General features: G+C 70.9%; 20 protein-coding genes. 9 read left to right on the top strand and 11 right to left on the bottom strand.

Going from position 1 to position 22522, the window contains the following annotated elements; all coding sequences use genetic code 11:
- Positions 1-366: 366 nt before the first annotated feature.
- Both ACIO3O_RS41680 and ACIO3O_RS41675 read left to right on the top strand, forming a co-directional pair.
- Positions 367-1515, top strand: coding sequence for a cytochrome P450 (locus ACIO3O_RS41680; protein ID WP_401755893.1), 1149 nt, complete (start codon positions 367-369; stop codon positions 1513-1515).
- Positions 1516-1696: 181 nt separating this feature from the next.
- On the top strand, positions 1697-2959 hold the full coding sequence (locus ACIO3O_RS41675) for a cytochrome P450 (RefSeq protein WP_401755890.1): 1263 nt from the start codon (positions 1697-1699) through the stop codon (positions 2957-2959).
- 37 nt (positions 2960-2996) lie between these two features.
- On the opposite strand, the gene ACIO3O_RS41670 is transcribed toward ACIO3O_RS41675, so the two are convergent.
- Positions 2997-3641 carry a LysE family translocator gene (locus ACIO3O_RS41670; RefSeq protein WP_401755889.1) on the bottom strand — a complete coding sequence of 215 codons (645 nt, stop codon included), beginning with the start codon at positions 3639-3641 and terminating at the stop codon, positions 2997-2999.
- Here ACIO3O_RS41670 and ACIO3O_RS41665 point away from each other — a divergent pair.
- Positions 3592-3804, top strand: a complete 213-nt coding sequence (locus ACIO3O_RS41665; protein ID WP_401755903.1) for a hypothetical protein — start codon at positions 3592-3594, stop codon at positions 3802-3804. The genes ACIO3O_RS41670 and ACIO3O_RS41665 overlap by 50 nt on opposite strands.
- 108 nt (positions 3805-3912) lie before the next feature.
- Here the strand turns inward: ACIO3O_RS41665 and ACIO3O_RS41660 are convergent, their stop codons facing one another.
- Positions 3913-4839, bottom strand: coding sequence for a glycoside hydrolase family 19 protein (locus ACIO3O_RS41660; protein ID WP_401755901.1), 927 nt, complete (start codon positions 4837-4839; stop codon positions 3913-3915).
- Positions 4840-5181: 342 nt separating this feature from the next.
- Here ACIO3O_RS41660 and ACIO3O_RS41655 point away from each other — a divergent pair, with 342 nt between their 5' ends.
- Positions 5182-6927 carry a chitinase gene (locus tag ACIO3O_RS41655; protein WP_401755898.1) on the top strand — a complete coding sequence of 582 codons (1746 nt, stop codon included), beginning with the start codon at positions 5182-5184 and terminating at the stop codon, positions 6925-6927.
- Between the two features lie 388 nt (positions 6928-7315).
- Here the strand turns inward: ACIO3O_RS41655 and ACIO3O_RS41650 are convergent, their stop codons facing one another.
- The 5 genes from ACIO3O_RS41650 to ACIO3O_RS41630 all read right to left on the bottom strand — a co-directional run bounded on the left by ACIO3O_RS41650 (position 7316) and on the right by ACIO3O_RS41630 (position 12018).
- Positions 7316-8008, bottom strand: a complete 693-nt coding sequence (locus ACIO3O_RS41650; RefSeq protein WP_401755887.1) for a DUF6882 domain-containing protein — start codon at positions 8006-8008, stop codon at positions 7316-7318.
- Positions 8009-8313: 305 nt separating this feature from the next.
- Positions 8314-8976 carry a methionine ABC transporter permease gene (locus ACIO3O_RS41645; protein WP_401755884.1) on the bottom strand — a complete coding sequence of 221 codons (663 nt, stop codon included), beginning with the start codon at positions 8974-8976 and terminating at the stop codon, positions 8314-8316.
- A complete protein-coding gene (locus tag ACIO3O_RS41640; RefSeq protein WP_401755881.1) occupies positions 8976-9986 on the bottom strand; it encodes a methionine ABC transporter ATP-binding protein in 1011 nt (336 codons plus the stop codon). Before ACIO3O_RS41640 ends, ACIO3O_RS41645 begins: the two co-directional genes overlap by 1 nt.
- Positions 9987-9990: 4 nt before the next feature.
- On the bottom strand, positions 9991-10872 hold the full coding sequence (locus ACIO3O_RS41635; protein WP_401755878.1) for a MetQ/NlpA family ABC transporter substrate-binding protein: 882 nt from the start codon (positions 10870-10872) through the stop codon (positions 9991-9993).
- A gap of 357 nt (positions 10873-11229) precedes the next feature.
- Positions 11230-12018: a hypothetical protein gene (locus ACIO3O_RS41630; protein WP_401755876.1), complete on the bottom strand. Its 789-nt coding sequence runs from the start codon at positions 12016-12018 to the stop codon at positions 11230-11232.
- A gap of 545 nt (positions 12019-12563) precedes the next feature.
- Here ACIO3O_RS41630 and ACIO3O_RS41625 point away from each other — a divergent pair.
- Positions 12564-13658 (top strand): cytochrome P450, encoded by a 1095-nt coding sequence (locus tag ACIO3O_RS41625; protein WP_401755874.1) that lies wholly within the window; start codon positions 12564-12566, stop codon positions 13656-13658.
- A 148-nt stretch (positions 13659-13806) separates the two neighbouring features.
- Positions 13807-14697 (top strand): hypothetical protein, encoded by an 891-nt coding sequence (locus ACIO3O_RS41620; RefSeq protein WP_401755872.1) that lies wholly within the window; start codon positions 13807-13809, stop codon positions 14695-14697.
- Between the two features lie 308 nt (positions 14698-15005).
- Here the strand turns inward: ACIO3O_RS41620 and ACIO3O_RS41615 are convergent, their stop codons facing one another.
- A complete protein-coding gene (locus tag ACIO3O_RS41615; protein WP_401755869.1) occupies positions 15006-15815 on the bottom strand; it encodes an SDR family NAD(P)-dependent oxidoreductase in 810 nt (269 codons plus the stop codon).
- Positions 15816-16185: 370 nt separating this feature from the next.
- Here ACIO3O_RS41615 and ACIO3O_RS41610 point away from each other — a divergent pair, with 370 nt between their 5' ends.
- Positions 16186-17712 (top strand): FAD-dependent oxidoreductase, encoded by a 1527-nt coding sequence (locus ACIO3O_RS41610; protein WP_401755867.1) that lies wholly within the window; start codon positions 16186-16188, stop codon positions 17710-17712.
- Positions 17713-17836: 124 nt separating this feature from the next.
- Here ACIO3O_RS41610 and ACIO3O_RS41605 read toward each other — a convergent pair whose 3' ends face one another.
- Positions 17837-18307 carry a PPOX class F420-dependent oxidoreductase gene (locus ACIO3O_RS41605; RefSeq protein ID WP_401755864.1) on the bottom strand — a complete coding sequence of 157 codons (471 nt, stop codon included), beginning with the start codon at positions 18305-18307 and terminating at the stop codon, positions 17837-17839.
- Between the two features lie 390 nt (positions 18308-18697).
- Between ACIO3O_RS41605 and ACIO3O_RS41600 the strand changes: the two genes are divergently transcribed.
- Together ACIO3O_RS41600 and ACIO3O_RS41595 are read left to right on the top strand one after the other, a co-directional pair.
- Positions 18698-20386 (top strand): amidase family protein, encoded by a 1689-nt coding sequence (locus tag ACIO3O_RS41600; protein ID WP_401755861.1) that lies wholly within the window; start codon positions 18698-18700, stop codon positions 20384-20386.
- Between the two features lie 46 nt (positions 20387-20432).
- Positions 20433-20924 carry a transglutaminase domain-containing protein gene (locus ACIO3O_RS41595; protein ID WP_401755858.1) on the top strand — a complete coding sequence of 164 codons (492 nt, stop codon included), beginning with the start codon at positions 20433-20435 and terminating at the stop codon, positions 20922-20924.
- 10 nt (positions 20925-20934) lie between these two features.
- On the opposite strand, the gene ACIO3O_RS41590 is transcribed toward ACIO3O_RS41595, so the two are convergent.
- Positions 20935-21576, bottom strand: coding sequence for an NADPH-dependent F420 reductase (locus tag ACIO3O_RS41590; protein WP_401755855.1), 642 nt, complete (start codon positions 21574-21576; stop codon positions 20935-20937).
- A 35-nt stretch (positions 21577-21611) separates the two neighbouring features.
- A complete protein-coding gene (locus tag ACIO3O_RS41585; protein ID WP_401755853.1) occupies positions 21612-22424 on the bottom strand; it encodes an inositol monophosphatase family protein in 813 nt (270 codons plus the stop codon).
- Between the last annotated feature and the right edge of the window lie 98 nt (positions 22425-22522).

The following is a 22522-nucleotide window of genomic DNA, read 5'->3' as shown; positions in this document are numbered from 1 at the left end:
CGCAAACCCATCCCGCACTCGGCACCGCCCCGCTACACTCCCCACACCCAAGCCGTTGACCAGGCAGTACATCAAAGTCCGGCTGGAGTACTAGGGCGGAAGCCGTGGGCCGCGCTCCTCCCGGTCGCCGAGTGGATGCCGTACCGCGTCCACCGCGCGTAGACGGCTCACGCCCCTGCGATTGCCGTGCCGCTGCTGGCCCGTCCCCCTGTGCAGAGCACGGCGTTGTACTGCACACCGCGAAGCGATTCAGTGCCGACGCGGCACCGTACGTGACAACCCACCCCCCACAGGAGCAATCTGACTGTTCGTCACCCTGTGCCGTGTCCACAGCTCTGCACCCTTGCTGCGAGGAGCCTTGAGGTCATGGAACCGTCGCCCGGCTCGTCCCACCGCCCCGCGGATCCGTTGTCGCGCTTGGTCGAGGAGTTCGGCGGCGAACGGGACGTCTGGTGTTCCGCCCCCGGGCGGCTGCTGGTCACCGGGCCCGGAGCGGCACGTGAGGTCATGGGCAACCGGCACGGCAGGTACGTGGACACGTCGGACTTCTTCCACACCCGGCACGGGGTGTTCGGTCCCCGGTCCGCACAGGTGGAGATCGGCCGCGCGGCGCGCGTCCTTCTCCACCGGCACCTGGCGGCCCATCGTCACACCCTGCCCCAACTGGTCGAGGACCGGCTCTCCCCCTTCAGCACCTGGCCGGACGCCGGGAACCTCCTCGTGTACGCGCACCTGGCCGACGTACTGCTCCACCGCGATGCCCCACAGGCGCTGAGGGACACCGTGGAGAACGTCATCGAACGAGCGGTGCTGGCCGGGGCGCGCGCCAGGCATGCGGCGCTGTCCCGGCTGGTCTTCCGGCGCCGTGCGATGTCCGCTCTGGCGGCGGAGATACAGACACGTCGCAGCACGGTGCGTCCAGACCCCCGTGACCTGCTGGACGTCGTGGTGGCGGGCGGCGGGAGGGAGGCCGATCCCGCGGAACTCGCCGAGGTCTACCTGTCGTTCGTGTTCGCGACGGTCGGCTCGATCGGCTTCGCACTGGGCTGGGCGGTCCGGCTCGCGGGTACCCACCCGGGCAGCGCCGACGTGCCGCAATGGGTCGTCCGGGAGGCGCTGCGGCTGTGGCCGGTCGCCTGGCTGTTCACCCGTACCCCTCGTGTCCCGCACGAACTGGCCGGGGTGGCGGTCGGCCCCGGGGACACGGTCGACGTGTGCGCGTTCCTGGTGCACCGCCACCCCGGACACTGGGAGCACCCGGACGCCTACCTGCCCGGCCGCTGGGCGCGCAGCCCGCGCGAGCCGGCGTTCCTGCCCTTCGGCCACGGTCTGCACAGCTGCGCCGGCGCGACCTTCGTGACGGCGCTGCTGGAGGACCTCGTCCGGATCATCGTCTGCGGCCGACGGCTGTCGGTCACCGCCGAAGGGGACCTTCCCCTGCTCGGCCCCGCGCTGGCTCCGCCACGCTTCACCGCGGAACTCGGCGACCGTACCGGCGCGCCCGGAAGGAGGTGATCCCCATGCGCAAGCTCTACCGCTCCGCCCTCGCCGCACTGAACATCCGCTCCAGCTACGGCGGGCTGCACAACTTCTGGTACCTGTACCACCACATCTGATCCCTTCGGGGGCGGCGGGCCGTCGTACCGCACACCCGGGGACGGCCCGCCGCCCCGCCCTCGGAGAGGAGGGTGACGACATGACCAGTCCGCACCGTCCCGATGACTTCCTGCACGACCTGCGTGCACGCAGTGCGGCGGAGGGCGGCGTCTTCTGGATCAACGACGGTCTCCTCGCCGTGTTCGAACCGGAGGCGGCACGACACGTCAGCAGGACGAACTGGCAGGGCTTCGTCATGCCCGAACGGGGTCTCGACCTCCTGCGCCGCCGCCCCAGCCCCGAAGTGGCCTGGACCCGCGTGCGCACCGCCTGGCTCACCCAGCTGCACCACCTCTCCACCGCCGAGCGCAGAGACCGGCTGACCGCCCGGATGCGCGCGGTGATGGACGCGCGCCTCGGCCGCCGCATCGATCTGGTCACCCTGTCCCAGGACGTGACCGTACGGTCCTTGCTGCCCGTCGCCCTGGCGGGGCTCACTCCCCGGGAGAGCGTGTGGGTCGAGCGGGACCTCGATCAGAAGCTGCGGCGCCTGATCGACCGCGCCCCCGGTACCGGCCCCGGTCACCGGCTGCACTTCGCCGCCGTGCAGGTACGGGCCGGACGGGTCGTGCGCAGGGTGCTGCGGGCCCGCGCCTCGGGCCGCCGTCCACGGGAGCGCGACCTCGCGGACCCGTTCGTCGACCTGTTGCCGGAACTCGGCATGGACCGGGCCCTGAGCGTGGTCACCACCGTGCTCACCGCGATCGGCGGGCCTCCCGGGTCGGCAGCTGCCGCCGTGCTGTACGAGTTCGCCCGCCGGCCCCGGTGGGCGGCGCTGCTTGCCGCTGAACACCAGGGCACCGACGAGGCCGACTTCCTCGCCGCACCCGCCGGGGCCGCGCCGCTCACTCACCGCTTCGTCCAGGAGACCCTGCGCATGTGGAGCCCGCCCCTGCTGCTCGTACGGCGGGCCCGCGGCACGTACGACCTGGGCGCCGCCACTCTCCGGGCGGGGCAGGAGTACATCCTGAGCCCGCACATGATCCACCGCGACCGCCGGTACTGGAACGAACCGGACACCTTCGACCCCGACCGCTTCCTGCCCGGTGCTCCGCACGGCCCGGCCGGCCGGGGCTCCTACGTGCCGTTCGGCTGGGCACCCAAGCGCTGTGTCGGCGCCGACCTCGGCACCGTACAGCTCATGGCACTGTGCAGGCTGCTGTGCACCCGCTACCGGCTCACGGTCCCGGATGCGGACCAGGTCGCCATGGCCTTCCGATTCGCCCCCGTACCGCAGGACTTCCACGGCACCCTCGCACTGCGCCGGCACGTGGCCCGGGACGGCACCGGCCACGGCGGGTGAGCCGGTGGAGCGAGCCGACCGGCGGTCCCTGTGCCGCTCAGGCTGCGGCAGGGGTCTCGGACAGAGCGGTGCGCAGTGCGAAGACGCCCAGCAGGCCACCGGTCGTGAAGCGCTGTGCGGCCATCACGCGGGGGCGGGTGGCGAGGAATCCCGCCACCTGTGCCGCGCCGAGCATGATCAGGGCGTTCACGGAAACACCCACCACGATCTGGACGCCGCCGAGTTGGAGCATCTGCGCCCAGTCCGGGCCTGCCTGCGGGTCCATGAACTGCGGCAGGAGAGCGGCGTACAGGAGCGCGATCTTGGGGTTGAGCAGGTTGGTGAGGAGGCCCATCGAGAACAGGCGTACGTCGGACACCGGGGGCAGATCGTGCTGCGGGGCGAAGGGCGAACGGCCGCCGGGCTTGAGGATGTCCCAGGCGAGGTAGGCCAGGTAGGCGGCCCCTGCGAGCTTCACGATCGTGAACGCCAGCGGTACGGCGGCGAACAGCGCGGACAGGCCCGCCGCCGCGGCCACCAGGTAGCACAGGAATCCCACCGCGGTCCCGCTCAGGCTGACCAGGCCGGCCCTGCGGCCCTGCGTGATCGCGCGGGAGGCGAGGTGGATCATGTTCGGGCCGGGGATCAGGGCCATGCCCAGTTCCACCAAGGCCACTCCCGCCACTGCGGCCGCACTGATCACCGGTCAACTCCTGTTGTCGGCCGGGTGTGTGGCACCCGGGGCGGGGCGGTGCCCCGTCGAGGCGTACGGGGACCGCGGCGACGCTCTGGTGTCTGCGGCGCCCGCTCATCCTACGTTTGTGCTGCTCGACGGCTTCGGGCACCCCTGCGTACCGGGTGTCTGACGGCGCCGCCGGGACACGAGGAGCCCGCGGTGCAGGCTTCGTGTCCCGGCGGCGCCGGTGTTTCTCGGGATGCGTCGCGGCGGGCGCGGTGTCGGCCCGCTGGTGCGTTCAGCAGCTGAGGTTGGAACCCGGGGCGACACCCAGGATCTGGGTGAAGCTCTGGTAGCTGTTGACGCGGCTCTGGACCTGTGCCGGGTTGCGTCCGTCGCACTCCAGGGAGCCGTTGATGGAGCGGATGGTCTCGCCGAAGCCGCGTCCGTTGACGATCGCGTCGTGCGGCGTCATGGTGCCGGGACCGTTCTGCGTGTTCCAGTACCAGAGGCCGGTGCGCCAGGCGACGGACGGGTTCTGCTCGACCAGGTACGGATTGCGCAGCAGGTCGATGCCCAGGGCGTCGCCCGCCGCCTTGTAGTTGAAGTTCCAGCTCAGCTGGATCGGGCCGCGCCCGTAGTAGGCGGCTTGTCCGGCGGGGCAGCCGTAGGGCTGGGCCGCGTCGCAGTAGTGGGGGTAGTTGGCGGTGTTCTGCTCGACGACGTACCGCAGGCCACCGGTTTCGTGGTTGACGTTGGCGAGGAAGGCCGCGGCCTCCTGGCGGCGGACGGTGTCGCTGCCGGTCTTGGTGAACGCCGGGAAGGCCTTCAGCGCGTCGACCAGGCCCGCGTAGGTGTAGAAGCTGTTCCGGCTCGGGAACATCTGGTTGAACTGGGCTTCGGAGACGACGAATCCGGACGGGTCGGGGTCCTGGCCGCCTCCGCCGCCACAGGCGCCCTGGTCGGCCCAGACGCCCCACTGGCCGGTGGAGCCGGGCGTCTCGCCCTGGGTCCACCACTTGGCCTGGTAGTTGTGGCCGCCGTGCGAGACGGTCATGCCCTGGGTGTAGACCGCGCCGGAGCTCCAGGCGGCGGCGCAGCTCGCGGCTGCCGCGGTGGGCACGGCTGCTGCGGTGGTCGCGGCGACGAGGGGGAAGAGCACCGCGAGCAGGGCCGCGGCAAGGAAGGAGGCGAGGAGCCGGGGGAGTTGGGTTGCGGAAGTCAGTGTGCGTAACACGACATCACATCCTCGGTGGGGGGGGCGAGTGGCCCGAGCCAACCGCAATGGTCTGGACCTGTCAAGGTCCAGACCATTGCGGGATGCTGGGCGAGGTGCCGCCGTGGCCGAGGGTGCGCCCGACGCACCGCCTCCCGACCGGGGAACCCCTGCCGAGAGCCTTGACAACCCCATTGGTCTGGACCAAGTTGGGCGGCCATCGAAACCTCCATCTCCCCCGCACCGGAGGCAGTTGTGGATCGTCCCCGTCGAGACCGCGGCACCAGACGCCGCCGTTCCGTCCGACCCCTCGCCCTCACCGTCACCGCTCTCGCCCTCGCCGCCTCCGGGCTGACCGCCGCCGCCCCCGCCGTCGCGGCCGATGCCGAACTCGCCCGCAACGGCGGCTTCGAAGCCGGGCTCGCCGGCTGGAACTGCACCGCGGGGGCCGTGGTCACCACTCCGGTCCGCAGCGGCACCTCCGCCCTGAAGGCCACTCCCGCGGGCAGCGACCACGCCAAGTGCGCCCAGACCGTCACGGTCCGACCCAACTCCACGTACACACTGAGCGGTTGGGTCCGCGGTTCGTACGTCTACCTCGGCGCGAGCGGCACCGGCACCACGGACGTGTCCACCTGGACGCAGTCCGCCGACGCCTTCAAGCAGCTCAGCACCACCTTCAAGACCGGTGCGAGCACCACGCAGGTGCAGATCTACACCCACGGCTGGTACGGAACCCCCGCCTACTACGCCGACGACCTGAGCCTCCTCGGCCCCGGCGACCCCACTCAGCCGCAGCCGCCCGCCCCGCCGACCGGGCTCGCGGCGGGCACCGTCACCTCGACCACCGCCGCCCTGAGCTGGTCGGCCTCCACCGGTGCCACGTCGTACGCGGTCTACCGCAACGGCGTCAAGGCGGCCACCGTCACCGGCACCTCGGCCACCTTGACCGGGCTCTCCCCCGCGACCGCCTACAGCGTCCAGGTCGCCGCGGTCAACGCCGACGGCGAATCGGCGAAGTCGGCCGCCGTCACCGTGACCACTCCCCCGGGCGGCGGCGACCCGGATCCCGGCGGCGGCCTCCCCGCCCACGCGCTGGTCGGGTATCTGCACTCCAGCTTCGCCAACGGCTCCGGGTACGTGAAGATGGCCGACGTTCCCGCCTCCTGGGACGTCATCAACCTGGCCTTCGGTGAGCCGACTTCCGTGACCAGCGGCGACATCCGGTTCCGGCTGTGCCCGGTCGCCGAGTGCCCGACCGTGGAGTCCGAGGCCGATTTCAAGGCGGCGATCAAGGCGAAGCAGGCGCAGGGCAAGAAGGTGCTCATCTCCATCGGCGGGCAGAACGGGCAGGTCCGGCTGACGACGGCAGCCGCCCGCGACACCTTTGTCGCCTCCGTCTCGAAGATCATCGACGAGTACGGGCTGAACGGCCTCGACATCGACTTCGAGGGCCACTCGCTCTCCCTGGACACCGCCGACACCGACTTCAAGAACCCGACGACCCCCGTCGTGGTCAACCTCGTCTCGGCGGTCAAGTCGCTGAAGGCGAAGTACGGCAAGGACTTCGTCCTGACCATGGCGCCCGAGACGTTCTTCGTGCAGTTGGGGTACCAGTTCTACGGCGTGGGCAAGTGGGGCGGGCAGGACCCGCGGGCGGGAGCGTACCTCCCGGTCATCCACGCGCTGCGCGACGACCTGACCCTGCTGCACGTCCAGGACTACAACTCGGGCCCGATCATGGGCCTCGACAACCAGTACCACTCCATGGGCGGCGCCGACTTCCACATCGCGATGACCGACATGCTGCTCACCGGCTTTCCCGTCGCGGGCGACGCGAACAACGTCTTCCCGCCGTTGCGCCCCGAGCAGGTCGCCATCGGAATGCCAGCTTCCACGCAGGCCGGAAACGGGTGGGTGTCGTCCGCCGAGGTCAACAAGGCACTGGACTGCCTGACGAAGAAGACCAACTGCGGCAGCTACCAGACCCACGGCACCTGGCCGTCCCTGCGCGGCCTGATGACCTGGTCGATCAACTGGGACCGCTTCAACAACCAGGAGTTCAGCCGCAACTTCGACGCCTACTTCGGGAGCTGACAGCAGTTGCTCCGCGCCGGTGTGGTTCCCTCACGCGGGCGCGGGGCACCCGTGGCGCAGGAGGACTCCGCAGTCTCCGGTGCGGGACAGTCTCCGGTGCGGGACGACTCCGGGTCGCCGGAGTGCGGAGTGCCGTGAGCGGCGGGCCGCTCCCGTCTCCCCTTCCCGCTTCGCGGACACCCGTCCGCCCGGTACGAGACGGGCATCGCGCCCGGTTCCTGGTACGTCCCCGCAGTCGCGTCGGGCGTCCGGTGCGAGCCCGGGCGGTGGCATACGGAGCGACTGCACGCACCTCGCCGCCCGGGATGGTCCCCGCGTTGCGGTTGCGCGGGGAGTTCGGGCATACGGAGCAGGCCAGTGATGGGCCGTCGGCCATGGGCAGGTCGTCCTAGGCGGAGACCGGGCTGGCGTCGATGCCCGCGATGCGGCCGGCGGCGTCGAAGGAGACCACCGCGGCGCCCCCGCCGGGCAGAGGAGCGGTGATCCGGTCGGCGGCCTCCTGCACCGGAACGCCGTGCAGGGCGAACCAACCGGTGACGACCAGCCGCGACGAACGTGCGAACAGCTGGGCTCCCGTGAGCAGATGGCGCGGCATGGCGACCGGGTCCAGGCGCGCGGGCCGGAGTTGCGGGTCCTGCGGGACGAAGTAGACCCGGGTCTCCGGGCCGGCCTCCTGGCCGATGTAGCCGGGCGCGCCGAGCACTGCCATGCCCAGGAAGGCCAGCGCCTCCGCGGCGCGGTGCGGGTCGGCGAAACGGGCCAGGTCCACGCTCTCCTGCTGCAGTTCCGCGATGCCGTGGCTGCGGCCGAACTCGCCGATGCGCGTGCTGGCGGCGGTCACTTCGGTGCCACGCAGCCCCGGGTTGGCCCAGCCCCACAGCCAGGTCTGCTCGGCCTGGTCGTAACTGCCCAGCAGTCCGATGCGAAGGCTTCGGCCGCCCGACTCGTAGCGGCACTGCTCCAGGTCCGCCGTCCACGGTCCAGCCGGGAAGGCCTGGTCGATCAGTTCCAGCTGCTGTACGCCCCAGGCCGCGTGGTACTCGGCGGCGTGCAGGAAGGCGTCGGAGAAGGCCAAGGTCATCCGGGCAGCGTAGCCAGTGCCGGGTCGACCGCCTTCAGCGGCCTCGTCCCGGGACGGTGGAGTGAGGCAGTCACGCCCTGCCTCCTCCCCCTCCGTGCGCCGCACGCGGATCCCACCGGCAGGGCCTCGGCGGTGGCCGTGCGGGCGCAGAGCACGAGGCGTCCCCTCCGGTACGGCTCGACCGGGCCGGCGGATATCAGCCCCGCGAGGACCAGGGCCCGGGACCGGCCGAGCAGCGCGGCCGCCGAACTCCCGCAGCGGTGCTGCTCGTACGACTCATACGAGCGGGACGCCGCACCGTGCACTCAGCGGCGCAGCACCTTGCGGGACAGTGCGTTGCCGAGCAACTGCGCCGCCTGGACCAGGCCGATCAGGATGAGCACCGTGACCGCCATGACCCGGTCGTCGAACCGCAGGTAGCCGTGGGTGATGGCCAGGTTGCCCACTCCCCCGCCGCCGACCGTGCCCGCGATCACCGAGAAGTCGATCAGGGCGACCAACATGAACGTCATGCCGAGGATCAGCGGTCCGAGCGCCTCGGGGATCAGCACGGTCAGCAGGATGCGGATCCGGTTGGTGCCCATCGCCCGGGCAGCCTCGATCACGCCGGGTTCGACGCCGACCAGGTTGCTCTCCACGATCCGGGCCACCCCGAAGGTCGCGATGACCGTCATGGGGAAGATCACGGCGTCGGTGCCGACCGCCGTGCCCATCAGCTCGCGCGTCAGGGGGTTGAGGATCACGATCGCGATCAGCGCGGGAACCGGCCTGATGACGTTGACGAGGAAGCTCAGCACCACGAAGACGAGGCGGTTCTGGAAGATGCCGCCCTTGCGGGTGGCGTAGAGCGCCAGGCCGACGGCCGTGCCGAGCAGCGTGGCGAAGACCAGGGTGGCGAGCACCATGTAGACCGTCTCGCCCGCCGCATCGACGATCTTGGGCCAGAGGATGTTCCAGTCCTGCTGCATTACGCGCTCACCGCCCTGTTCTCGCTCGCGACGTCGTCGCCGGTCTCGGAGCCGTCGCCCGATGAGTGGTCGCCGTGAGGGGTGAACTCCGTTTCCCCGTGGTCTTCCCCATGGTCGAGTTCGGCGAGGATCGCCTTGGCGGCGGACGGCTCCACCCCGTGTTCCCGCAGCAGGCCCGGAAGCAGGCCCAGCACGGGGGAAGCGTGCAGGGCCGCCCGTACGAAGGCCTGGGTCGTCGGGTGCTGCGGGCGCGTGAAGACGTCGTGGACCGCGCCCCGTTCGACGACCCTGCCGTCCTCCATGACCGCGACCTGGTCGCAGATCGCCGTCACCACCTCCATCTCGTGGGTGATCACCACGATGGTGACGCCCAGCTCGGTGTTGACCCGCCTGAGCAGCTGCAACACCTCCTGGGTGGTCTGCGGGTCGAGCGCGGACGTCGCCTCGTCGCAGAGCAGTACCCGGGGTGAGGTGGCCAGCGCACGGGCGATGCCGACGCGCTGGCGCTGGCCGCCGGAGAGCTGCTCCGGGTAGCGCTTGGCGTGTTCTTCCAGGCCTACGAAGCGCAGCGCCTCCAGGGCCTTGGTGCGGGCCTCGGCGCGTGAGCTGCCGGACTGGCGCAGCGGGAAGGTGACGTTGCCGAGGACCGTGCGGGACCGGAAGAGGTTGAACTGCTGGAAGATCATGCCGATGTCCCGGCGTGCTGTGCGCAGTTGGCGCTCGCCGAGCGCGGTCAGCTCCTGGCCGCCCACCGTCACGGTGCCCGAAGTCGGCCGCTCCAGCAGGTTGACCAGCCTGAGCAGGGTGGACTTGCCCGCCCCGCTGTGTCCGACGATGCCGTAGACGCTGCCCGCGTCGACGGTCAGATCGACCGCGTCGACGGCGCGCACGCCACCCGCGAACTCCTTGCCGACCGCGTCGAGCCGGATCATCTCCGGCCCGGAGCGCTGCCCGGAATCCTGTGCGGTCCTCGGTGCGGTCCTCGGTGCGGGCCTCTGCTCGGACTTCACCGCGTCACTTCTTGAGCTGCTGCGCGACACGGTCGAGCTCCTTCTCCAACTCGGGCTGCGTCAGGTCGAGATGGACGCCCGTGCCGTTGGCGAAGCGCTGGTAGGCGTCCTGGACCGGCTTGCTCGCGTACAGCTTGGCGATCTTCGCGTAGTCCGGGTTGTCCTTCTCTCCCTCGCGTACGGCGATGACGTTGATGTACGGGCGGATCGCCGCGTCCTTGGGGTCGTCGTGGAAGAGCGCCGACTTGGCGTCGATCTTGGCGAGGCTGGCGACGCCGTCGTTGATGATCGCGGCGTCCACGTCGGGCAGCAGGCGCGGCGTCTGCTGGGCGTTGACCGGGGTGAACGTGATGTTCTTGGGATTCTTGGCGATGTCCTCGGGCGTCGCGTAGAGCCCGGTGCCCGGCTTCAGTTCGATGACCTTGGCCCGGTCGAGCAGGTGCAGCGCCCTGCCCTCGTTGGCAGGGTCGTCGGGGTGGGCTATCTTCGCGCCGGCCTTGAGGTCCTGAAGCTTGGTGATCTTCTTGGAGTAGATCCCCATCGGTACGACGGTGGTGGCCGCCAGCGGCACGATGTCGGTCTTGTTCTCCAGGTTGGACTGGGCGAGGAAGACCAGGTGCTGGAAGGCGTTGAGGTCGATGTCGCCCGCGGACAGCGCCTTGTTGGGCAGGGAGTAGTCGTCGAAGGAGACGGGTTCGACGTCGAGCCCCTCCTTCTTGGCCTCCTGGACGAGCGTGTCCCACTCCTGCGCGTCGCCGCTGACCCCGACCTTGATCGTTTTGCTGTCGTCGCCGCCGAGCAGTCCGCAACCCGACATCAGGACGGTGAGGGTGGTGCCGGCGGCCACCGCGAGGGCGGTACGGCGGCTGAGCGCGAAACGGTGCATCGCAAATCACTCCAAGGGAGGTCGGGGTACGGGCGCGACGGCCTGTGGGCCGCGGTCGCGCCGGTGGTTCGGCCGACGGATTCTCAGCGGCGCGCGGCAGCCGTACGGCCGGGGTCACCGGAGTACGTTGCGGGGCGCGTCGCCGGACGGCTTCGCCTGTTGCGTGCCGTCACAGTCAGCGACGCTATCCCACCCCAAGGGCGGAAACGGCCCCGTACGTGAACCCTCTATTTCAGCTTCAATAAAACGCTGACCTGCGGCTTTCCCGCACCCGGCGATCGGCGCACCACGCGGTTCACCGTGTACGAGGCGACTGCTCAGCACGGGAGGCCGGAGGCTTCGTCCCAGGTCTAGGGTTCAGCCCTGCGGGTAGGCCCCGGCGACGAGCTTCTCGCGCAGCACCTGCCACTGCGCCGCCATGTCGTGCACCAGGTACAGGTCCCGGCGTCGGGTCCACGGCTGGCCCGACTGCGGGTCGTACGTGTGGGGCATGCTGTGGCCCTGCGGTGCGTAGGCCGTCATGCCCCGGTCCCGTGTGGTCTGCACGCAGCGCTTGATGTGGTCGCGGAAGCCGACCACCCCGGCCGTTCCGATGCCTCCGGGCAGGCTCTCCCGGGCTTTGACGACCTGCGCGGCAACGCCGTCGGTGCTCAGATAGGTGATCGTGCCGTCGGGTGCGACGACCGGCTCGATCGACGTGACGTGCCGCATGCGGTACTTGGACTCAAGGAAGTGCGCGATCTCCCACTGCGCGTACACGGGGACGTTGCGGTGCTTGCGGATGCGGGCGACGGTGTCGGCCAGCTCCTCGTTGACCGGGCCCGGTCGGGGGCGCACCTTCGTCGGGTCTCCGCCGCCGGCCGGGGGCCGGTTGCCGAAGCCGTACGCCACGAGGAAGTCGAGCTTCCGCAGGGGCGCGGTCTCGGGGTGCCAGTCGAAACCTACGTCGTACAGGTGCGGGACGAGGGTGCGAGCGGCTCCCCTGTCGTCCAGTTCGGCGGACAGCACCGGCAGCATGCGGCGGGCCAGGTCGTCGGGGGTGTGGCTGTCGCCGGAGTGCTGCTGTGCGGTGGCAGGGGACGCGCCGAGCACTGCGGGCACGGCGAGGGCGGCGGCCAGTCCGGTCGCGAAGTCACGTCGCTGCATGGTGAGGGGGAGACCTTTCTCTGGGGCAGGGCTCCTCGACCGTTCCGGTCGTGGGGGACGGGCGGCTGAACACCGTGGGGCGTTCTCGTGTCGGGAGCAGGGCATCGGGAGCACGGTGTCGGCAGCTTGGCGTCGGGAGTTTGGCGACAGCGACGGTCGCACGCCGAGGTGCGGACCGGAAGGTGCGGGACGCGGGCAGTTACGTACGGGTTCACCTGCTGCGGCCCGCGCGCCGCGGCGTCCGCTCCGACCGCGCGGCGAGCACCGCGCCGATGCCCGAGGGGGTCTGCCGCCCAATCGGGTGACGGATCAACCGGCTTGCGTTGAAGGACAGATGGGAAGGATGGCGCTGCACCGCGTCCACCGTCCCGTACGGGGTCTCGCGCCCCCGTCTCCATCCCCCCTTCCCCCGCTTCCCACTCCATCCCTGGAGGCATCCCATCGATCCGGTCCGTGTCCCGCTCGACCCCCATCTGGACCTCCAGGAGCAGGCACGCGTCCTGCGTGCGCACGGCAGTGTCGTACGAGCCCGCTGGCCCGGTGGCGTGGACTGCTGGGCCGTCGTCGGCCGCGCCGAGCTCGAACGGGTCCTCACACAACCGCAGTTCGCCCGATCGCCCACGCACTGGCGGGCGCTGCGCGACGGCGAGGTCCCCGCCGACTGGCCCATGACCGACCACCTCAGCAGGCAGTGGATGCTCACCTCGGACGGCGCCGACCACTCCCGGCTGCGCCGGGCGGCAGCCGGGGCCTTCGCACCACGCCGGGTCAAGGCTCTCGCCCCGACGGTGAGTGCGACGGTGGAACGGCTCCTGGACGGCATCACCCCGGCAGCCCAACCGGTCGACCTGCGTGCGCAGTTCGCGCTGCCGCTCGCCCTCGACGTGCTGTGCTCCCTGCTCGGCGTGCCCGACGACGAGAAGCCCCGGGCGACCTCCCTGGTCTTCCGGGCCCTGTCCCGGGCGGCCCTCACCCCCCAGGAGTCACGGCTGCTGAGCGCGGAGATCCGCGCCTACCTCGACCACCTGCTGGAACGCCCGACCGTTCCGGGCGAGGAGGGCGGCGTGGTCACGGCCCTCCGGGAAGCGGCGGACACCGGTGACGTACTGAGCCCCCAGGAGGCACGGGACACCCTCTGGCTCTTCCTGGGAGCCGGCTTCGACACGACGGTGGCCGCCCTCGTCAACGCGGTGCGCGCCCTGCTCCAGCATTCCCGCGAACTGGACCGTGTCCTTACGGGGGCCGTGACCTGGGAGGAGGTGGTCGAAGAAGCCCTGCGCTACGACGCGAGCGTCTTCGCGCTGCCCTTCGCCTTCCCGCGTGAGGCCGTCACCCTGGGCGGGCAGCGCATCGAAGCGGGTGACGCACTGCTCCTGTGCTACGCGGCGGCCAACCGCGACCCGTCCCACGAGCACAGCGACGCGTTCCGGCTTCCCGGCGCGGGCGGCCCCCACCTCGCCTTCGGCCGCGGCCCGCATTTCTGCCTGGGCGCACCGCTGGCCCGGCTCCAGCTCCGTACCGCCCTCTCCGCGCTCTTCAGCCGCTTCCCGGATCTCCGCCTCGCCGCACCGCCGGGCCCGCCCACCCCGTCGCTGACCATCAACACGCCCACCACGCTCCTCGTCACCGCCTGCGCCTGATCCCGCTGCCGCAGGGGGCATGCCGAGCAGATGGCCTGGGGGCTGACGGAGCGTCAAAGTCCTTGCGCTTGCCGCACTTTGACTACGTCTCGGATGAGGTGTACACGCCGAGTGCTAGCCTCCCCGAGTCACAAAGGAGGGGTATCGAGTGAAGAAGCTACGGAGTTTCGCGTCCGTACTGGCACTCTTGACCGGAATCGCCACGGTCTCGACCACGTCCGCCCACGCCGCTACCGACAGGAGCGGGGCGGAACGGCTCAACATCCCGAACAGCAGCCCGTGCAGGGAAGGCCGCACGGTCATGCAGGGCATGGTCGCGGGGGCGGGCGGCCAGCTCTACATCGTCTTCACCAAGGCGGGCGGAAAGGAGCCGGTCCTGTCCCGATGGTTGCGCGACGGCTCAGGGTGGGACGGCACCAGTTGGACCTGCGCCGGGGCACCGACCCCCATACCCACGCTCGGTCACGGCAACGACCTCGCCTACCACCCGAACTATCGGGGCCAGGGTCCTGCTGTGATCGCCACCCAGGGAAGCCAGTCGGCCTTTCCGAGCCCGGATGTGACGATCGTTCATCTCGACGCGTCGGGTTCTGTAGGCGCAAGCGAGGTAGTCCGTCTGCCCATCGGCAATATCAGCGGTTTCTGCTACAGCGCGACGGCAGCTGGCGGAGCGGGCAAATACGTTGCCCGCCGCTTGGGCAACTTGTGGACCCATCCCGGCACCGGTTCGCTGACGAGCGGATGGACGCTGGTGAAGAGCAACCTGACGAGTCACGACAATCGTTCCGACCAGGGCATTGACTGCTCCGAGAACTACATCTGGAACACCAAGTCCATCAACACTTCAACGCCTGTCACCGGGTGGAACTGGGTGTACCAGTACAACTGGTCCGGAGGTGATGTGGAGAGCGACATCGGTGTTCCGGGCGCAGAGCTGGCCGATGAGATCGAAGACGTCACCCACGTCGGGGGAGACTTCTTCATCGGCGTCAACCGGAACGAGGGGAACCCCGACTCCGTGAAGGTCTTCATCGAGTGAAGTGATCGGGCGCTGTTCGTCGTTCCGCACGTGAAGGCGTCGATGGCGCCGGCCGGAACCGCCCGAGACGAACAACGCCTGCCGGACCATCTGTGGCAGCGGCAGGTACGGGGCTCGGTGACCAGGGCGGCGGTAGCGGCTGAGGCCCGCACGATCTCTGCCTACGGCGTGGCGAGCAGCGCATGCACCCGGCGGATCTCCGCGACGTGCGCGGGCGCGATCGCCGCCGGTGCGCGCGTTCTGCCCGCGCCGCCCGCCCGGCGAATCGGCACCCGGGCCACCACCGTCCCCTCCCCCGGCTCCGGGGTTCACTCCCGACGTGTCATACGGAAGTCGAAGGCCAGCGTGCCCGGGTCCAGGGCCGTCGCACCGCCGTCCACCGTCAGGACCGCTCCGTTGACGTACGAGGCGGCGGGCGACAGCAGCCAGTCGATCGCCTCGGCCACCTCGTGCGGATCGCCCGCCCTGCCCGACGGCAGAGGGCGCGTGGCTTCCTCGTACGCCGCCTCCGGGCTTCCGTCGCCCAGCTCCGCCTCCTTGGCGAACCGCGCCATCCGCCTGTCCGCCATCTCGCTGCGCACCCAGCTCGGGGCGACGATGTTGGCCCGCAGTCCCTGCCTTCCGTAGTCCACCGCCAGGGAGCGGCACAGTTGCAGCAGCGCCGCCTTGGAGGTGGCGTACGCGGCATTGCCCGCGCCGTTGCGCAGGGCGGAGACCGAGGCGACGGCGACCACCGCACCGCGCGTCCGCAGCAGGTGCGGGAGCGCCGCCCGCATCAGCAGCAGGGGGCCGGTGACGTTCGTGAGCATCACGTCCTCCCAGTCCGACAGCGCGAGGTCGCCGACCGCACCGCCGCGGCCGATGCCCGCGTTGAGGACCAGCCCGTCGAGGCGGCCGTACGCGGCCACGGCCGCGTCGACGAGAGCGGCACAGGCCTCGGGGTCCCGAACGTCGGACACGTGGGCCAACGCACCCGTCTCCGCGGCCACCTCGTTCAACGGGTCCGGCCGCCGTCCCGAGATGACGACGTGATGCCCTGCCGCCGCGAGCAGTCGGGCACAGGCGGCCCCGATGCCCGTTCCCCCGCCGGTCACGATGACAACTCGCTTCTCTGCCATGGCCGTTCACCCCCGCTGTGAACTCTGGTGCAACATCGCTGTGGTTTTCGGCGTCGGCGCACCCCGTGTGCGGGAACCTGCCGACACCGCTCTTGATCATACGTAGCGGGGCCGGCGGATCGATCCCGCCCGAACACCCCACCCTGCCGGCAGATGCCGTCACGGGAACGGGGCCGTGCCGGCGAGCGCAGGTGCCGCGCCGCACGGCGGGTGCCGTCCGCGCAGCGTGCGGTGCGGCTGTCGGCGGGCTGTCGAGGTGGGGTCGGCGTCCTGTCGGTCCCTGTCGGAGCGGTGTCGGCGGGCGCTGACAGCTTTCGAAGTGTCAAGGCCGGGCGGTTGGGCCCGGCGGTGCTTCGGAAGGGGATGTCTCATGTACGACGTGGTGATCGTGGGCGCGGGCCCGGTCGGTCTCTTCCTCGCCTGCGAACTCGGCCTCGCGGGCTGCTCCGTACTGGTACGGGAGAAGGAGCCCGAGCCGGACTCGCGGTGGCTGGCGCAGCCGTTCGAGAAGCGCGGCCTGTTCGGCTTCTCCACCGGAGCCTTCTACCGGCGCGGCCTGCTGGACGCGTTGCGGGAGACCTCCGCGGACATGGCGGGACACGGGGCACCGGCCGTGGCCGCGGCCGACGGGACGTCACGCCCGCTCGCCGTGGGCCACTTCGCGGGCGTGATGCTCGATCCGGCCAAGGTCGACCTGGCCGCCCTGCCGTACCGGCTGCCCAGCCCGGCGCCCGACACCCTCATGGTCAGGCTGCCGGAGGTCGAGTCGCTGCTGGCCGAGCGGGCGGTCAAACTCGGCGTCGAGATTCAGCGAGGTGTCCCCGTGGACGCGGTCGTCCAGCACGACGACCACGTGGTCGTCACCGCGGGCACCGACGCCGTCGAGGCGCGCTGGGTCGTCGGCTGCGACGGAGGGCGCAGTGCCGTACGGCGACTCGCCGGATTCGAATTCACCGGCACCGAACCGGAGTTCACCGGATACACGATGGTCGCCACGCTCGCCGACCCGGAGAAGCTGCGCCCCGGGATCATCGCGACACCGACCGGCATGTACCTCCGGATGGGCGTCGACGGAACCCTCGGGATGATGGACTTCGACGGCGGCGCGTTCGACCGCTCGCGGCAGCCCACCCGCGCCCACCTCCAGACGGTGCTGCGCCGCGTGTCGGGCACCGACGTGACCCTGAACGACGTCCGGCGGGTCTCCACCTTCACCGACCGGGCCAAGCAGGCGACGACGTACCGCATGGGCCGGATCCTCCTCGCGGGCGACGCGGCGCACATCCACTCGCCCCTCGGCGGGCAGGGCCTGAACACCGGGATCGGCGACGCCGTCAACCTGGGCTGGAAGCTCGCGGCGACCGTGCGGGGGCACGCGCCGGACGCGCTCTTGGACACGTACGACGAGGAGCGCCGCCCCGTCGGCGCGCAGGTGCTCGACTGGTCGCGGGCGCAGGTGGCGCTGATGCGGCCTAACCGCGGCACCTGGGCGGCCCGCGGCGTGATGCGCGACCTGCTGGAGACACGGGACGGGACGACGTACGTCTTCGAGAAGATGTCGGGATCGTCGATGCGCTACGACCTCGGCGGCACGCATCCGCTGGTCGGCCGCAACGCGCCGGACTTCCTGCTGGAAGAGGGTTCCTCGCTCGGTGAGTTGATGCGGGACGGACTGGGGGTCGTCCTCGACTTCACCGCCGACGGCCGCTTGGCGGGATCGGCGTCGGCCTGGGCGGACAGGGTGCGGTACACGGCCGGGACCCCGGTCGCCGGTCTCGGACTGGAGGCCGTGCTGGTCCGCCCTGACGGCACCGTGGCCTGGGTGGCGGGCGAAGGTGCCACGGGTGCCGGATTCGAGAAGGCGGCCTCCCGCTGGTTCGGCCGCCCGACGGCCTGAGGAAACCGGGAATGCCCCCGATGCGGGGGCATTCCCGAGTGCAGGTTCTGCGGTTACGCGTAGGCAGCGGATCGACATCCCGCCGTTCGGCTCAGAAACACTCGGCCGACGGCACTCGGGGAGCTCAGTCGTCGGCCGCCAAGTGGGCCGGGAAGCCGCCCACAGCAACGGGTCCCCAGCGCCTGGGCACCACCCTGATCAGCGACTTGCCCTGCTTGACCATTGCCTCGCGGTACTCGTCCCAGTCCGGGTGCTCGCCGGAGATGCCACGGAAGTACTCCACGAGCGGTTCGACCGAGTCCGGAACGTCCAGCACTTCCGCGTCCCCGTCGATCTGCACCCACGGGCCGTTCCACTCGTCGGACAGCACCACCACGCTGACCCTTTGGTCACGGCGGACGTTACGGGTCTTGGCACGTTCCGGATAGGTGGACATCACCAACCGGCCCTCCTTGTCGACACCGCACGTCAACGGCGACGCCTGCGGGGAGCCGTCCGCGCGTCGCGTCAGCAGCAGGGCCCGGTGCCGAGGCCGTACGAACTCCAACAGCCCGGCGAGATCGACCCGGGAGTTGCTCGCGATCTTTCGAGGCATGCGGGGAACCCTTCTTGAGGTGGACTTCCTGAGGTGAACTTCTTGTGGTGGGCGCTGAGCTGACGGGGTGTCGGCCCTTGTCCCCGTGCGTCGTTCTGGTCGGTGCCTCTGGGGGTGCGCGGAATCTGGAGGTGAACGTCACCCGCAGGGACCGGACCGAACCGTACGCCCTTTGACCGATACGCATGCACATCTACCCCGCGGGCTTCGGCGCTCGTCCGCCGTAAGCACGCGCATGCGTGCGGCGGCGGTCCGTACGTACGGTCGCCGGCGGCCGGAGCCGCACTGCCCGTACGCGTACGGGTGCAGGGGCGCGGCACCCCGCAAGCCCAGCATCAAATGCCGGTGGGGCCCTTGCGCGCGACCGGGCGGCTGTAGTCGGCTTGCCCCATGAGACCCCTCTCGGCTCGGAAGTCCGCGGCCTCCTCCTCCGCAACACCCCACACGACCCGTCCCGGCACGCGTGCCGCCGCGACGCTGGCCGTGTCCGCGCTCCTGATCACCTCCTGGTGGACCTCCCCCGCCGGACCCGCACACGCCTCCGAGGTCCGCCCCGCAGCGGGCCCTTCCCCGGCCTCTCCGGCAGCCGGGGAACTGCGGGGCATCGACCTGAACACGGTGACGATCCCCCAGCTCCAGGCACGTATGGCGAGCGGGTCCCTCACCCCCTCGGGGCTGACCCGCGCCTACCTGAAGCGGATCGCGGAGATCGACCCGAAGATCCACGCCGTGCTGCGCACCGATCCCACCGCCCTCCAGCAGGCTGCCCGGAGTGATGCCCGGCACCGGCGCGGCGCCGTCCTCGGTCCGCTCGACGGCATCCCCGTACTGATCAAGGACAACGTCGACACCAAGGGCCTGCTCTCGACGGCGGGTTCTCTGGCTCTGGCCACGGCCGCCCCGCACAAGGACGCCCCGCTCGTCACCCGTCTGCGGGAGGCCGGGGCGGTGATCCTCGGCAAGACGAACCTGTCCGAATGGGCCAACTTCCGTGCCGCGAAGCCCACTTCGGGCTGGTCCGCGGTCGGCGGGCAGACACACAATCCCTACGTCCTCGACCGGAACCCCTGCGGATCTTCGGCCGGTTCCGGGGCCGCGCTCGCGGCTTCGCTGGCCCAAGTGGCCATCGGCACCGAGACGGACGGCTCCATCGTGTGTCCCGCGGGGATGAACGGTGTGGTCGGGCTCAAGCCCACCCTGGGCGTGGTGAGCGGCCGGGGCGTCGTACCGATCTCCGCCGAACAGGACACCGCAGGGCCGATGGCGCGCAATGTCGTCGACGTGGCGCTGACCCTGGCCGCGATGCGGGAGAAGGGACACGTCACGGGCGAGAGCGCGGCGCCCGGCGCCGCATCGGCGAGCATGCGGGGGCGGCGGATCGGTCTGTGGCGGCTGCCGTCGCTCGGCAAGGACGTGGACCAGGTCATGACGGCGGCGGCGCAGCGCCTGCGGAGCGCCGGGGCGACGGTCGTCGAGGTCACCCCGCCGTACCAGGACCGCCTGGCGGAGCTGGAGTTCCCGGCTCTGCTGAGCGAGTTCCACCGGGACATCGACGCCTACCTCGCGGGACGGCGGGGTCCGAAGAACCTTGCCGAGCTCACCGCGTTCCATCGCGCCAACCCTGCGGAGCAGACGTGCTTCGCCGGGGTGGAGCTGTTCGAGAGCGCGCTCACGGCGCCGCCCACGACCGACCCCCAGTACCGGGCAGCGCGCGCGGAACTCACCAGGCTGGCACGCAAGTCGATCGACGAGACGATGGCCGCCCACCGCCTGGACGCCATTGCCGCGCCGACCAACCCGCCCGCCTGGACCACCGACTGCGCCCGGGGCGACAACGATGTGATCCCCTCCTCCACTCCCGCCGCCGTGGCCGGATACCCCTCCCTCTCGGTCCCCGCCGGGTCCGTGGGAGAACTGCCGGTGGGTCTGCTGCTCATGTCCGGGAAGCACAAGGACGGGGCGCTGCTGTCCCTCGGCGCGGAAGTCGAACAGCGACTTCGGGCCTGGCGCGCCCCGCGCTACCTCCCGACCCTGCCGACACCCACGGCGTACGAGGAGCTGCACGGCACGGTTCACTGAGCAGGCCCCGGCATGCGGCCGCACCTTCCGGTGCGGCCGTTCGGGCATGCCGGGGGCCGGGCTGCGTGACACCCTGCGAGCCTGCCCTGGTGGTGGTGGGCGGCGGCCGCGTGGGAAACGCGCGGACTCTGGGGACCTGCGCGTCACGTGGCGTGCCTCCGACGTCCTGGAACAGGGCACCGGCATCTGCCACGCCAAGGCGCACGCCCTCACGGCGCTGCTGCGCGCCGAGGACATTCCCACCGCCCTCTGCTACCAACGGCTGGAGTACGACGAAGGGCAGGGGCACTGCGTGCACGGGCTGATCGCCGTGCGGTTCAACGGGGCCTGGCACCGGCAGGACGTGCGCGGCAACAAGGAGGGCGTCGACGCCCAGTTCTCCCTCGACGGCGAACGGCTCGCGTGGGTGCCGCAGGAGGGGCGCGGGGAGGTGGACTACCCGGGCCTGTACGCCGCGCCCCACCCCGACGTCGTACGCGCCCTCCAAGAGGCACCCGACCGGCCCCACCTGTGGGACGCCCTGCCAGACGCCCTGTGAGTGCTGCCGGTCAGCGGGTGAGGGAGACCGCGAAGGGTTTGAAGCCGTGGCGTCGCAGGATGTGGGGTACGACCAGGATCATCGCCTCGGTGGCGCGGGCTGTGGTGATGCCGCCGAGGTCCTCGATCTGTTCGGGCCGCCAGCCCAGGTCGCCGAGCAGGGCGGTGACCGTTCTCTTCGCGTGTGCGTCGTCGCCCGAGAGGTAGGCGGTCGGTGGGGTGGTCAGGGTCTCGGGTGCGGTCATGACCATGAAGAGCATGGTGTTGAGGGTCTTGACCACCTGGGTGTCGGGGAGCGCCGCCTGGAGCTGCTCGGCGAGGCTGCTGTCCGGGTAGCACAGGGCTCCGGGCAGGCCGTCATCGTCGTCGAGGGTGGCGTTGGAGACGTCGATGAGGATCGTGCCGCCGAGTTCGCCGCGCAGGTCGGTGAGGCGGTCCAGGGAACTGTCGCCGGGGGTCGCGTTGATCACGACGTCCGCGGTGCGGGCGGTGGTGCGCTGGTCGGCGAAGGTGATCCGCGACGAGGGCGGGGAGGCGTGGGCGGCGTCCTCGGGGTTGCGGGCGCCGAGGGTGACGTGGTGTCCGGCTGCGGAGAGCTTCGCCGCGAGGTGGGTTCCGACGCGGCCGGTGCCCAGGATGCCGATGCGGGTCATGGGGTGGTGCTCCTAACGGTAACGGTGGAGGAGGGTCAGGCGAGCGGCGAGAGGACCTTGAGTGCGGCGGTGTGGATGCCGGGGGCGGAGGCCAGGAAGTCGCGGCTGGCGGTGTTCCAGGGTTCGCCCGCGAGGTCGGTGACGGTGCCCCCGGCCTCGGAGACCAGCAGGGCCCCGGCGACGAGGCCGGAGCGGACGTCGGAGAACTGCCAGAACGCGTCCATGCGCCCGGCGGCGACGTGGATGAGCTGCATGGTCGCGGGCACGGACACGCGTACGACCAGACCGTTGACCAGCATCGCGGTGACGGAGTCGCCGATCCGCCGGAACGTGCGCTCGTCCTCTCCCGGCTTGGCCTGGCCCGTGCCGATGAGCGCGGCACCCAGGTCGGTCTTGGCGGAGACCTTCAGGGGCCGCCCGTTGAGGTGGGCGCCGCCGCCCGCCACCGCGGTGTAGGTGTCGCCGGTCAGCGGCAGGTGGACCACGGTGAGGACCGGCTGGTTGTCACGGACCAGGGTGGCGGTGACGGACCAGTCGTCCATGCCGTGGACGTGGTTGATGTTGCCCTCGGCGGGGTCGACGACCCACCACTCGCCGGACGGGAGCGCGCCGCCCGCCAGTTCGTCCTCGGCCCACTGCGAACCCGGCCGGGCCGCCAGCAGCGGCTCCCGGAGCACTTCCAGTACCGCGTCGTCGTTGGCGTGGATCTCGCCGACGATCGCGTCGAGGCTCACGCCCCGGGCGTACGAGGTGTGGCGGTCGCGCAGCACAGCGCCGGCGGTCTTCACCGCGGCCGTCACGTCGGACAGGAGCGTCGTGCCGGCGGCGAAAGGCATGGCTGTGCTCATGGTGGGCTCCCTGGGTTCGGGTGAAGTGGGCTTGTGGCGGGGGCGGTTGTCCTGCCCCGCACTTCGAAGGTAGGCCGCAGCAGCATGAACAACAAGTG

The sequence above is a fragment of the Streptomyces sp. NPDC087440 genome (assembly GCF_044744005.1).
Taxonomy (GTDB): Bacteria; Actinomycetota; Actinomycetes; order Streptomycetales; family Streptomycetaceae; genus Streptomyces.
This window is presented reverse-complemented; position numbering and strand designations above follow the sequence as displayed.

What these genes read in the sequence shown, in the direction of transcription:
- ACIO3O_RS41610 (WP_401755867.1), top strand. Translation starts at nt 16,186, where the DNA reads ATGTACGACGTGGTGATCGTGGGCGCGGGCCCGGTCGGTCTCTTCCTC.
- ACIO3O_RS41615 (WP_401755869.1), bottom strand. Translation starts at nt 15,815, where the DNA reads ATGGCAGAGAAGCGAGTTGTCATCGTGACCGGCGGGGGAACGGGCATC.
- ACIO3O_RS41645 (WP_401755884.1), bottom strand. Translation starts at nt 8,976, where the DNA reads ATGCAGCAGGACTGGAACATCCTCTGGCCCAAGATCGTCGATGCGGCG.
- ACIO3O_RS41665 (WP_401755903.1), top strand. Translation starts at nt 3,592, where the DNA reads ATGCCCAGTTCCACCAAGGCCACTCCCGCCACTGCGGCCGCACTGATC.
- ACIO3O_RS41650 (WP_401755887.1), bottom strand. Translation starts at nt 8,008, where the DNA reads ATGACCTTGGCCTTCTCCGACGCCTTCCTGCACGCCGCCGAGTACCAC.
- ACIO3O_RS41585 (WP_401755853.1), bottom strand. Translation starts at nt 22,424, where the DNA reads ATGAGCACAGCCATGCCTTTCGCCGCCGGCACGACGCTCCTGTCCGAC.
- ACIO3O_RS41600 (WP_401755861.1), top strand. Translation starts at nt 18,698, where the DNA reads ATGAGACCCCTCTCGGCTCGGAAGTCCGCGGCCTCCTCCTCCGCAACA.
- ACIO3O_RS41675 (WP_401755890.1), top strand. Translation starts at nt 1,697, where the DNA reads ATGACCAGTCCGCACCGTCCCGATGACTTCCTGCACGACCTGCGTGCA.
- ACIO3O_RS41590 (WP_401755855.1), bottom strand. Translation starts at nt 21,576, where the DNA reads ATGACCCGCATCGGCATCCTGGGCACCGGCCGCGTCGGAACCCACCTC.
- ACIO3O_RS41680 (WP_401755893.1), top strand. Translation starts at nt 367, where the DNA reads ATGGAACCGTCGCCCGGCTCGTCCCACCGCCCCGCGGATCCGTTGTCG.
- ACIO3O_RS41630 (WP_401755876.1), bottom strand. Translation starts at nt 12,018, where the DNA reads ATGCAGCGACGTGACTTCGCGACCGGACTGGCCGCCGCCCTCGCCGTG.
- ACIO3O_RS41605 (WP_401755864.1), bottom strand. Translation starts at nt 18,307, where the DNA reads ATGCCTCGAAAGATCGCGAGCAACTCCCGGGTCGATCTCGCCGGGCTG.
- ACIO3O_RS41635 (WP_401755878.1), bottom strand. Translation starts at nt 10,872, where the DNA reads ATGCACCGTTTCGCGCTCAGCCGCCGTACCGCCCTCGCGGTGGCCGCC.
- ACIO3O_RS41595 (WP_401755858.1), top strand. Translation starts at nt 20,433, where the DNA reads ATGCCGGGGGCCGGGCTGCGTGACACCCTGCGAGCCTGCCCTGGTGGT.